Genomic DNA, 13,243 nt, shown 5'->3' with positions numbered 1-13,243 from the left:
TCTTCAGCGCCACGGGCACGTTGTAGACGGCCTGGCCCGGCTGGAGCTGTTCCAGGAGCCACAGGCGCTGCTGGGCGAAGGACAGGGGCATCGCCTCGTCACGGGCCACCGTCAGCAGCGGCGGCATCGCCGTGCGCGAGGCGTGCAGCATGAGCGCCTCGATTCGCTGCGCCAGCCCCGCCAGCGTGGGGGCCTCGAACAACACGCGCAGCGGCAGGTCCACGTCGAGCCGCGCGCGCACCCGTGTCACCAACTGCGTGGCCAGCAGGGAGTGGCCACCCAGCTCGAAGAAGTCGTCGTCCGGACCCACCCGGTCCACCTTCAGCACCTCGCGGAACAGGGCCGCGAGCTGCTGCTGGAGGAGGGGAAGGGCATCCTCGGAGACAGGCGAGGACGAGGACACTTCCGGCGTCGGCAGCGCCTTGCGGTCCACCTTGCCGTTGGGGGACAGGGGCAGGGCGTCGAGCGCGACGAACGCCGTCGGCACCATGTACTCCGGCAACTGACGACGCAGGTGCTCACGCAGGGCGCCGCTCTCCAGCGTCGCGGGCACCACGTACGCCACCAGGCGCTTGTCGCCCGGTGTGTCCTCGCGCACCACCACCGTGGCTTCGAGCACCCCCGGATGGGTGCGCAGCGAGGCTTCGACCTCGCCCGGCTCGATGCGGAAGCCCCGCACCTTCACCTGGAAGTCCGTGCGGCCCAGGAAGCGGAGCGTGCCGTCCTCTGTCCACCGCACCCGGTCTCCGGAGCGGTACAGCCGAGCGCCCGGCGTGGAGGAGAACGGATGAGGAACGAAGCGCTCCGCGGTGAGGGCAGGCTGCCCCAGGTAGCCCCGGGCCAGACCGTCTCCGCCGATGAACAGCTCACCCGGGACACCGACGGGCACGGGCTGAAGAGCGTCGTCGAGGACGAAGACCTGGGTATTGCCGATGGGCCGACCGATGGAGACGGAGGTCCCCACCTCGTCACCCGGTGACATCCGGTGGCAGGCGGTGAAGGTGGTCCCCTCGGTGGGGCCGTAGCCGTTCACCAGACCCCGGCCACTGGCCAGTCGCTCGCGCACCCGTGGCGCGGGCAACACATCGCCGCCCGCGAGGAGCTGCGGAACCCGGGCCAGGGCCTCCGGCTGGTGCTGCTGCATCTGGTCGAACAGCGCGGCCGTCAACCAGAGGAGCGACACCTCGTGCCGCACGAGCGCCTGGCCCAGCTCCTCCAGGTCCGTCGTCGCGTGCGGGTAGATGACCAGCCGTCCGCCATGCAGCAACGCGCCCCACAGCTCCAGGGTGGACGCGTCGAACGCCAGCGGCGCGAGCTGGAGCACCACTTCCTTGGGGCCCAGGTCGACGAAGCGCGCACCGGTCAGCAGGCGCACCACGCCTCGGTGTGGAATGGCCACGCCCTTGGGCGTTCCCGTGGAGCCGGAGGTGTACGTGACGTACGCGAGCTGGTCCGGTCCGATGTCCGCGTTCACCGCGTGCGTGGGCTGCCGCGCGATGACGCTCCATTCGGAGTCCAGGCTCACCAGGGGCTGCGAGCCCGAGGGGAGTTCGTCCTCCAGCGACGCCTGCGTGAGCACCGCCGCCACGCCCGAGTCCTCGAACAGGAACGCGAGCCGATGCGCCGGGTACGATGGGTCCAGGGGCACGTAGCAACCCCCGGCCTTGAGGATGCCGAGCACCCCCACCACCATCTCCAGTCCCCGGTGGAGGCACACGCCCACGCGCGACTCGGCGCCCAGGCCCAGGGTGCGCAGGTGGTGCGCGAGCTGGTTGGACCGCTCGTCGATCTGCGAGTACGTGAGCGTCCGACCGTCATGCTCCACGGCCACGGCCGACGGCGTGCGGGCGACCTGCGAGGAGAACAGCGCGGGAATCGTCGCCACGGCGGGCAGCTCCACCCGCGTGTCGTTCCAGTCGCGCAGCAGTTGATGACGCTCGGCTTCGGTCATCAGGGGCAGCTGACTGAGGCGCTGCTCCAGACTTCCGCGAGCCACCGCCTGGAGCACCACGCGCAGGTGCTCCGCCATCCGGTGGATCGTCGCTTCGGTGAAGAGGTCGGTGCTGTATTCGAGCTGTCCCTCCAGCGCGCCCTCCCGCTCCATCAGGGAGAGCGTGAGGTCGTAGCGCGCCGTGTCTGTCGTGCACGGAAGCAGGTCCACCTGCATGCCCGTGAGCGACGGCGCCCGCATCGGCGTGTTCTGGAGCACGAAGAGGGTCTGGAACAGCGGCGTGCGCGAGAGGTCTCGCTCCCCGCCGAGGGCTTCCACCACCCGGTCGAACGGCGCGTCCTGATGAGAGAAGGCCGCCAGGGCGACTTCCTTCACCTGCCGCACCATGGTGGCCACGGTGGGGTCCTCGTCCCACTGGAACCGCAGTGGGACGGTGTTGACGAAGAAGCCGATCAACCCCTCCAGCTCCGGCCGTTCGCGGTGACCCACCGTGGTCCCCGTGGTGAAGTCGCGCTGCCCCGAGTACCGCGCCAGCAACGCCTGCCAGCCGGTCAGCAGCACCATGAACAGCGTCGCGCTCTGTTCGCGACCGACGACCCCCAGGGCCGACACCAGCTCCGCGGGCAACGAGAAGGAGTGCATGGCGCCCCGGAAGCTGCGGGACACGGGACGTGCATGGTCCGTGGGAAGCTCCAGCACGGGAGCCTCCTGGAGCCGCGAGCGCCACCAGTCGACTTGCGCGCTCACCGCGCGGTCTTCCATCACTCGCCGCTGCCACGCCGCGTAGTCGGCGTACTGCACCGGCAGCTCCGGGAGCGCCGCGCTCTTGTTCTCCAGGAGCGCGGTGTGGACCTCGGCGACTTCGCGCACCAGCACGTCCACGGACCAGCCGTCCGAGATGATGTGGTGCATGCACAGCAGCAGGACGTGCTCCTGCTCCCCGAGCTTCAGCAGCGCGGTGCGCAGCAATGGGCCGCGCTCCAGGTCGAAGGGACGGTGTGCCTCTTCGCTGATGCGGCGCGCGGCCGTGGCCTCGCGCGCGGAAGGCTCCAGCGCGCTCAGGTCCTCGATTCGCAGCGCCCAGGTCTCGGGCGCGGGATGGACGTACTGCACGGGCCGCCCCTCGCGGGACGTGAAGGTGGTGCGCAGCGTCTCGTGACGACGGGCGACCTCCTGGAAGGCACGGCGCAGCACGTCCACCTGGAGCGTCCCACGCAGTCGCAGCGCGGCGGGCATGTTGAACGCGACGAGTCCCGGCTGGAGCTGGTCCATGAACCACAGTCGCTGCTGGGCGAAGGACAGCTCCATTCCCTCTGGAGCGCGGGGCAGGGCGACCAGGGGCGGCAGCTCGGAGGCGGACGCCGCGAGCGAGGCTTCGAGTCGCTCCGCGAGTCGCGCCACGGTGGGCGCCTCGAAGAACGCGCGCAGCGACAGCGTGCTCCCCAGCCGCGCACGCAGTCGCGTCACCACCTGCGTGGCGAGCAGCGAGTGCCCGCCCAGCAGGAAGAAGTCGTCATGCAGGCCCACACGCTCCACGCGCAGCACTTCGCGGAACACGTCCGCGAGCTGACGCTGGAGCTCCGTCTGGGGGGCCTCGAAGCTGGAGGCTCCCGCAGCGAAGTCCGGGACTGGCAGGGCCTTGCGGTCCACCTTGCCGTGGGACGTCTGGGGCAACGACTCCAGCGCGACGAACGCGCTCGGCACCATGTACTCAGGGAGGCGCTGGCGCAGGTGGGCGCGAAGCGACTCCGTGTCCACGGTGGCCGGCGAGACATAGGCCACCAGTCGCTTGTCACCCGGAACGTCCTCACGGACCACCGCGATGGCCTCACCAACCTCGGTGTGCGCGCGCAGGGCGGACTCCACCTCACCCAGCTCGATGCGGAAGCCACGCACCTTCACCTGGAAGTCGATGCGCCCCAGGAACTCGAGGGTGCCATCCGGACGCCAGCGCACGCGGTCTCCCGAGCGGTACAGCCGCTCGCCGGGCGTGGAGGCGAAGGGATTCGGGACGAAGCGCTCGGCGGTGAGCGCGGGCTGGCCCTGGTAGCCCCGAGCGAGCCCCGCTCCACCGATGAGCAGCTCGCCCGGAACACCCACGGGCACGGGCCGAAGGCTCGGGTCCACGACGTAGACGTGGGTGTTGGCCAGGGGGCGACCGATGGGAATCGAGTCGCCCAGCGTGTCACCCGGGTTCAGGGGGTGCTGCGTGGTGGCGACGGAGACTTCCGTGGGGCCATAGGCGTTGATGAGCGAGCGGCCCTGGGCCAGTCGTTCCCGCGCCCGGGGCACGGGCAGCACGTCTCCACCCACGATCAGCCAAGGCACCTGGGCCAGGGCCTCCGGTTGATGCTGCTGCATCACGTCGAACAACGCGGTGGGCAGCAAGGCGGCGGTCACTCGCTCCTCGACGAGGATGCGTGCGAGTTCTGTCACCTCGGGCATTTGAGCCGGGTACACGACGAGCCGTGCGCCGGACAGCAGCGTGGTCCAGACCTCCAGGGCGAGCGGGTCGAACGTGGGCGCACAAATCTGGAGGACGACGTCCTCGGGTCCGGTGGCGAGGCTCAGGCCGGACGCCAGACGCAGCACGGCCCGGTGGGTGACGGCCACGCCCTTGGGCACGCCCGTCGATCCAGAGGTGTACGTGACGTAGGCGAGCTGGTCCGGGCTCGTCGAGAGCGTCACCTCGTCTGTCGACTGGCGCGCGATGTGCGCCCACTCGGAGTCCAGGCACACGCGCGAAGGCGCGACGGACGGGAGCACCGAGGCGACAGCCTCCAGCGTGAGCACCGTGGAGAGGCCGGCATCCGCGATGACGAAGGCGAGTCGTTGCTCGGGCCACGCCGGATCCAGGGGCACGTAGCTGCCACCAGCCTTCACGACACCGAGCATGGCGACCACGAGCTCCGTGCTTCGCGGCAGGAGCAGGCCCACGCGAGGCTCCGACCCCAGTCCCCGGGCCAGGAGGTGGCGCGCGAGCTGGTTGGAGCGTGCTTCGAGTTCCGCGTAGCTGAGCCCGTGGCCCTGGTGAACCACTGCCACGGCGTCGGGTCTGGCCCGCGCGTGCGCGGAGATGCGCTCGTGGAGCGTGGTCTCGGACGGGTACTCGGCGCGGGTGTCATTCCAGGAGACGAGCACCTGGTGTCGCTCTGCCTCGGACATCAGCGGCAGTGCGGAGAGCCGGCGCCCCGCGTCTTCCACCACGCCGCGCAGCAGGCGCTGGAAGTGGTCGACCAGTCGCCGCGCGGTGTCCGGGGTGAAGAGGTACAGGCTGTACTCGAGCTGCCCCGCGAGGGCTCCCGCGCGTTCCATCAGCGAGACGGTGACGTCGAACTTGGAGGTGTTCGTCGCCGTCTGAAGAAGGTCCACGCTCAGGCCCGGCAGCGCTGGCGGCTGCAACGGAGCGTTCTGGAGCACGAACACCGACTGGAACACGGGCGTGCGCGACAGGTCGCGCTCTCCGCCCAGGGCCTCGACGAGTCGATCAAAAGGCACGTCCTGATGAGCGAAGGCCGCGAGGGACTCCTCGCGCACCCGGCCCACCAGCTCCACGAAGGTCGGGTCGCCCGCGAGCTGTGCCCGCAGCGCGAGCGTGTTGACGAAGAAGCCAATCAGCCCCTCCAGCTCCGGACGCGTGCGATGGGCCACGGGGGTGCCCACGCAGAAGTCCGTCTGGCCGGAGTACCGCGCGAGCAGGGTCTGCCAGGTGGCGAGCAGCACCATGAAGAGCGTGGCGCCCTCGGACTGGCCCAGCTTCTCCAACTGGGAGACCAGGTCAGCCGGCACGGTGAAGAACTCTGTCGCTCCGCGAGAGCCGCGCACGGCGGGCCGCGGGAAGTCTGTCGGCAGCTCGAGGACGGGGGTCCCTTGGACGTGTGCGCGCCAGGCTTCGAGCTGGGGGTTCTCGGTCGCGTTCTCCAGCACACGCCGCTGCCAGGCCGCGTAGTCGGCGTACTGGACCGGGAGCGTGGGGAGGGTGGCCGCGCGGCCCGAGGAGACGGCCGCATAGAGCATGGCGACCTCGCGCACGAGCACGCCCATGGACCAGCCGTCGGAGACGATGTGGTGCATGCACAGCAGGAGCAGGTGCTCCTCGGCTCCCAGTCGGAGCAGCACAGTGCGCAACAGGGGGCCGTGCTCCAGGTCGAACGCGTGGTGCGCCTCCTCGGAGACGCGGTGCTCCACGGCGGCCGCGCGCGCGGAGGACTCCAGGGTGCTCAGGTCCTCGACCGTCAGGGGCCAGGCCTCGGGCGCCGGATGGATGAGCTGCACGGGCTGGCCATCGCGCGAGGCGAACGTCGTCCGCAGGGGCTCGTGCCGACGGACGACCTCCGCGAAGGTCCGACGCAGGGACTCGACGTCGAGTCGTCCCGTCAGCCGAAGGGCCACGGGGATGTTGTACGCGGCCTGTCCGGGCTGGAGCTGCTCCAGGAACCAGAGGCGCTGCTGCGCGAAGGACACGGCGAGCGCGTCCACCGTTCCGGAGCGAGTCAGGCGCTCCAGGGGCACGCTCTCGCTCGGTGTCGGAGCCGCGCCTTGCAGTGGAGCGATGCGCTCGGAGAGCCGTTCGACGGTGGGCGCTTCGAAGAGGGCACGAAGGGACAACGAGACGCCGAGCTGAGCGCGCAGCCGCGTCACCACCTGCGTGGCCAGCAGCGAGTGTCCGCCGAGCGCGAAGAAGTCATCCCGGGCACCCACACGGGAGTGCCCCAGCACCTCGGAGAAGATGCGAGCGATGGCCTCCTCGGTGGGGTTTCTCGGCGCGAGGTACTCGTCCTCGATGACGGAGCGGTCCGCTTCCGGAGCGGGCAGCGCGCCACGGTTCACCTTGCCACTGGGGGTCAGCGGCAGCGACGGCAGCACGACGAAGGCCGACGGCACCATGTGCGGCGGCAAACGCTCCATGAGCGACTGCCGGATGCGCGCCACTTCGCGAGCACTCCGGGCCCCGCGCAACGGGTCGTTCGCGAGTCGCGACACGGGCGCGAGGTCACCGGCCGACTCCGGAGTGAGATCGAGTCGAGTGGCCTCACCGGGCCGTGAGAACACCACGTCCAGGGCGCCGTCCGCATGCGCGCCGGCCCAGCTCACCCGGACGTCGTAGCCGATCACTCCGCCCAGGGCATAGAGGTCCTCCGGCTCCACGCCTCGTGAGCCGGGCCAGTCGCGGAGCACTTCGCGCAGCGCGCCCACGTGCGGCGGCCGGCCGGAGCCGGAGAGCAGCGCGACCAGGCGCGTGTCATCGAGCACGCGGGCGTTGGGCAGGCCGCGCACGGCCAGCATCGAAGGCTGGGCTTCGAGCTTCTGGCGCAGGGTCTCCAGCGACAGGTTGCTTCCATCCACCCAGTCAGGACGCGAGGCCGCGGTCGCCTCGCCCACGTGGAGGATGACCTCGTAGCGGAAGCGGCTCAGCTCGTTGTCGTAGCGACCGTGTTTGGGCAGGACCTCCACTCGGGAGATGCCCGGCACCCGCGCGGGCAGCGAGGTGAAGTACGTGGGCGAGAGGACCAGCTCCTCCTCGGCCAGCACGTCTCGCTGCACGCGGTACTGGAGTTGCGGCGTCGACAGGTTGGGCGGCGCGCGGTGCAGGCGCACTGAGGCACGGAAGGACTCCAGCAGCTCCAGGTTGCGCACGTCGCCCAGGAAGATGCGGCCCCCGGGCTTGATCACCTTCACCGCTCCGCTCAGGACCTGGAGCAGGTAGTCGCCGCTCGGGAAGTACTGGATGACGGAGTTCAGGATGACGGTGTCGAACGAGTGGGGCTCGATGCCAGACAGGTCATCCACGCTTCGATGCAGCAAGGAGACGGAGCGAAGGGAGTCGCCCAGTCGTTCCTTCTGCTGCTCGATGCGATCCAACGCGGGCCGGGCGAAGTCCACGCCCCAGTACGCCTCGCACCGAGGCGCCAGCCGGTACAGCAGGAGGCCCGTGCCGCAGCCCAGCTCCAGCACCCGGCGAGGACGCAGGGCGAGGATCTGCCGCACCGTGGTGTCCACCCACTCGCGCATCTGCGGCGCGGGGAGCGGCCCACCGGTGTAGCTGTCATTCCAGCCGGAGATGTCGAAGGTGGGGTCCTCGCTGCGCTCCCCCTGGGCGTAGGTCTCGTCGTAGACGGCCTTCCACTGCGCCGTCTGCTCCACGGTGCCCGAGGAGTCCAGGTCCCCGAGGACGACGTACGCCGCCAGGCGCTTGTCTCCCGGCGAGTCCTCGCGGGCCATCACCACGGTCTCTCGCACCGAGGGATGCGTGCTCAACGCCGATTCGATCTCCCCCAGCTCGATGCGGAAGCCGCGAATCTTCACCTGGTTGTCGATGCGGCCCAGGTACTCCAAGTCTCCATTGGCCAGGCGTCGCGCCAGGTCTCCCGCGCGGTACAGCCTGCGTCCGCGTACGGGGCCGAAGCGGTCTTCCACGAAGCGCGCGGAGGTCAGCTCGGGACGCCGCAGGTAGCCACGGGCCACACCTGCACCACCGACGTGGATTTCTCCCGGGACGCCCACGGGCACGGGCTGGCCGAGCGCATCCAGCAGGTAGATTTGAAGGTCCGGAATCGGCGCGCCAATCACGCTGGACCAGGGGCGCTCCACGTCCTCCATCCGCACGGGACGGTAGGTGACGTGGACCGTCGTCTCGGTGATGCCGTACATGTTGACGAGCGTCGGGCGCGCGTCGCCATGCCGCTCGAACCACGGACGCAGCGCGGCCATGTCCAGCGCTTCACCGCCGAAGACCACGTAGCGCAGGGACAACGTGGGGAGCGGACCGCGCGCGGCGGCCTGTTGCTCGGCATGGATGAGCTGGCGGAACGCGGTGGGCGTCTGGTTGAGGACGGTGACGCGCTCGTCCGCGAGCAGCCGATGGAAGGCCTCGGGAGAGCGGCTCACCCAGTACGGCACCACCACCAGCCGGCCGCCGTAGAGCAGCGCGCCCCAGAGTTCCCAGACGGAGAAGTCGAACGCGTAGGAGTGGAACAGGGTCCACACGTCCTCGGGTCCGAAGTGGAACCAGGCGTCGGTTGCGGTGAAGAGGCGTACGACGTTGTCGTGCCGCACCATCACGCCCTTGGGGCGCCCCGTGGAGCCGGAGGTGTAGATGACGTAGGCGAGGTCGCTCGGGGCGTTGCAGCGCGGCGGGCGAGGCGCGGGGGTGGAGTCGGACGGCTCCGTGTCCAGACGCACCACGGCGGCGCCGGGCGCGGGCACGCGGTCCTCCAGCGAGGTCTGCGTGATGAGGACAGGGGCCTGCGCGTCCTCCAGCATGAACGCGAGGTTCTCCCGGGGATACGACGGGTCCAGCGGCAGGTACGCACCGCCGGCCTTGAGGATGCCGAGCAGGGCCACGAGGAGGTCCAGCCCGCGCTCCAGGCACACGCCGACGAGGACGTCGGGGCCCACGCCATGGCGCAGCAGCACCTGGGCCAGCCGGTTCGCGCGTGAATCCAGGTCGCGGTACGTCAGGTGACTGGACTCGAACGTGACGGCGACGGCGTCCGGAGTGCGGTCCACCTGCGCCTCGAAGCGCTCCACCAGCGTGCCGTCACTCGGCGACTCGGTGCGGGGGTTCCAGGCGTGCAGCACGTGCTGACGCTCGGCCTCCGTCATCAAGGGCAGCTCGGAGATGCGCTGGCCGGGAGCGTCCACCATGCCACCCACCACCACTTCCAGGTGGCCGAGCAGCCGGTCGATGGTCTCCGCATCGAAGAGGTCCGACGCGTACTTGCAGCCGATGAGCAGGCCGTCGGGCCCGTGCGCGGCCTCGAACGTCAGGTCCAGCTCGGTGGTGCGGTTGTCCAGCAGGGACACGCCCAGCGTCAGGCCGTTGCCGACGGCCAGGTCGCGCGGAATGTCGTAGTCGTCGAGGACGAAAGCGACGTTGTACAGCTCGCGCCGCTGCGAGCCGGGCTGCACGGCCGCGAGCACGTGGTCGAACGGGCAATGCCCGTGGGCCAGCGCGCCCAGGGTGCTCTGCTTCACCGCCGCGAGCAGCCCCGTCACGGTGGACTCGGACGGGAGCCGTACGCGCAGCGGGATGAAGTTGGTGCAGTCGCCCATCAGCCCGCGAATGCCGGGGACCTCGCGGCCGGAGATGGCGGAGCCGAGCACGAAGTCGGCCTGTCCGCTCCAGCGATGCAGCACGGTGGACAGCGCGGCGACCACGCTCATGAACGGCGTGACGCCTTCACGTCGGCCCAGGGCATGGAACTTCGCCATCAGGGCCGTGGGCAACAGCCGCGAGCGGCGCGCACCGTGGAACGAGAGGCGCTGCGGCCGAGGTCTGTCGGTGGGAAGGGCGAGCAGAGAGGGGGCCTCCGCGAGCGCCTGCTTCCACCACGTCAGCTCCTTCCGGAGTGCCTGGGGCGTGAGGTGTTCACGCTGCCACGCGGCGAAGTCTCCGTACTGGAGCGCCGGCTCGGACAGGGGCGAAGGTTGTCCCGCGCTGAAGGCCCCGTAGAGGGTGGCCAGCTCGCGCGCCATCAGGCCCACGGTCCAGCCGTCGGCCACCAGGTGGTGTACGGAGACGACGAGGGCATGGTCCTCGGCCGCGAAGCACACGAGGCTGAAGCGAAGCAGCGGACCCGTCGCCGGGTCCATGGGACGTTGGCCATCTCGTACGGCCACGGCATCCAGCACGGAGGCGCGGTCCGCGAGGTCATCGGCGTCAGTGACGACTCGCTCGATGGCCACGGGCGTCGGTGCGTGGACGTGCTGGAGCAGCTCACCGTCCTTCGAGGTGAGCGTGGTCCGCAGCACGTCGTGGCGACGGACCAGTTCGTTCAGCGCGCGCTCCAGCGCGGCCGTGTCCAGGTGTCCCCGCAACGTGAAGGCGAGGGGGATGTGGTAGGCGGTCGAGGCCGGTTCGAGCTGTTGGATGAACCAGAGTCGCTGCTGCGCGAAGGAGGCCGGCAGGGGCCCTGTGTTCGCGCTGCCCCGCGCCACCGGACCGGAACGCGGTGCGAGCGAGCCCTGGGCCCCCGTCGAAACCTCTCTGATGAGGCCCCGGAGGCTGACGTCCTGAAGCAGCGTGGCGGCGGAGATGCGCGCGCCCAGGCGCTTCTCGATGCGCACCTGAAGGTCGGCCGCGCCCAGGGAGTCCATCCCCAGTCGGGTCAACGGAGCATCCAGGTCCACGGTGCCAGCGGAGGCACCCAGTACGGCGGAGAGTTCCTCGCGAAGCGCGCGCTCCAGCTCCGCGGAGGACAAGCCCGAAGTCCTCGCGGATGGTTCCACGAGCGCGCCAGCGGAAACCGCCACGTCGGCGCTCGCGGACGGCGCGGTGCCGGACTGAGCGGCCACACCAACGCCCACCGTCGATGCCGTGCCGGACTGAGCGGCCACGCCGACGCCCACCGTCGACGCGGTGCCGGACTGTGCGGCCACGCCGACGCCCATCGTCGACGCGGTGCCGGACTGAGCGTCCGCGGTCCCACCAACGTTCACGGACGAAGCGATGCCCAGCAGAGATGCCCCGGTTGCTCGAGGCTCCCTCTCAACGACCCCAGCGGTTGCATCCCGCGTCGCCCCAGGTGCGCCCCCGAGGTTCAGGTCCGCGCGCCACAGCACGGGCAGCTCGCCCGAGGCCAGGCCCGCGCGGCAGGCGAAGCGCTGGATCTTCCCGCTCGACGTCTTCGGGATGGAGCCGGGCGGAAGCAGTGCCACCGTCCTGGGTTGGACCTCCAGCTCACGGGCAATGCCCTGCCGCACCGAGTCCGCCACGGCGGTCAGCGCCTCGGTGTCTCCCGACTCCGCAAGTTCGCGCGCCACCTCCGCGACCACCGCGAGGGCCTCACCCTCCGGCGTCTCGATTCCGAATGCCGCCACGCCACCGGGCCGCACACGCCGATGCGCGCGCTCCACCACGGCCTCCACGTCCTGCGGGTACAGGTTCCTACCCCGCAGGATGATGAGGTCCTTGCGACGCCCGGTGACGATGAGCTGCCCGTCATCGAGGAGCAGTCCCAGGTCCCCCGTGCGCAGATAGGCAGGTCCGTCCTCGGCGCCCACGGGGCGTGCCTGGAACGTCTCCTGCGACTGCTCGGGCTTGTGCCAGTAGCCCAGCGCCACACTGCCGCCGGACACCCAGATTTCGCCCACTTCACCCGGAGCCCGCTGCACCTTCGTCTCGGGATCGACGATGAGCAGCCGCTGCTCGGCCAGCGTCGCACCGCAGCTCACATGCGCGCGGACGCCCGGGGTCTCCGGGGCCGCGAGGACAGCGGTGCCACGAGAAAGCGAAGCCTCGTCGAGCACGTGCACGCGAGGAACGCGGCCCTTCTGCTCACCCGTGACAATGAGCGTGCCCTCGGCCAGCCCATAGCAGGGATAGAACGCCTCGCGACGGAAGCCCGCCGGAGCGAACACCTCCGCGAAGCGGTCCAACGTGGCGGCGCGAATGGGCTCCGCTCCGCAGAACGCCACTTCCCACGAACTCAAATCGAGCGCCTTCACATCCTCGGAGGTGGCGCGACGCGCGCACAACTCGAAGGCGAAGTTCGGGCCTCCACTGACGGTGCCCCGGAAGCGGGACACGGCCTCCAGCCAGCGCATGGGACGCTGGAGGAAGGACATCGGTGACATCAACGCCACGGAGAAGCCGCCGAACAGCGGCTGGAGGATGCCGCCAATCAGCCCCATGTCGTGGTACGGCGGCAGCCAGATGACGCCCACGCTGTCGCGGCGCACCTGGAACGCACCGGAGATGAGCCCCAGGTTGTGCAGCAGGTTGGCGTGGGACAGCATCACGCCCTTGGGCGTCCCCGTGGAGCCCGACGTGTACTGGAGGAACGCCAGCGTGTCGGAGCCAAGGTCGGGCTCGCGCCACGCGTCCTCGCCGCCCACGGGCAGGTCATCCGTGGACAACCACTGAAGCGCTCGGAAGTCCGGCGCCTGTTCGAAGACGAAGTCCGCCAGGCCCAGGATGCCCGACGTGGTGAGTACCACCGTCGCCTCCGCGTCCTGGATGATGGCGCGCAAGCGGGGAAGGGTGCGCTCGAGCCGCGTCGGGTCCGGCGGATAGGCGGGCACCGCCACCGCGCCCGCATACAAGCAGCCAAAGAAACCCGCGAGGTAGTCGAGCCCCGGCGGATAGAGCAGCAGCACTCGCTGGCCCACGGCCCCTCGCGCTTGCAGCGCGGCGGCGATGCGACGTGCCTGGCGCTCCAGCTCGGGTGCGGTCAGCGCGGCTTCGTCGCCGTCCGACTCTCCGAGGAAGGTGTAGAGCGGCTGCCGCGACGACTCTCCGACTGCGCGCGCACGGAGGGCGTCATTGAGGATTCGAAAGGGAGCATGCAT

Annotated in this window: 1 protein-coding gene (only partly in view); it reads right to left on the bottom strand. The window is 70.3% G+C overall.

Annotation, left to right across the window (positions count from 1 at the left end; all coding sequences use genetic code 11):
* On the bottom strand, positions 1-13,243 hold part of the coding region annotated (locus tag HUA74_RS18470; protein ID WP_254625110.1) for a non-ribosomal peptide synthase/polyketide synthase (this coding region is incomplete at its 3' end). The annotated region extends 15,553 nt beyond the left edge of the window; 13,243 of 28,796 annotated nt are visible.

The organism is Myxococcus sp. CA051A (assembly GCF_013336705.1).
GTDB classification, from domain to species: domain Bacteria; phylum Myxococcota; class Myxococcia; order Myxococcales; family Myxococcaceae; genus Myxococcus; species Myxococcus llanfairpwllgwyngyllgogerychwyrndrobwllllantysiliogogogochensis.
The sequence above is the reverse complement of the archived record's forward strand: the minus strand, read 5'-3'. Positions and strand labels throughout refer to the sequence as shown.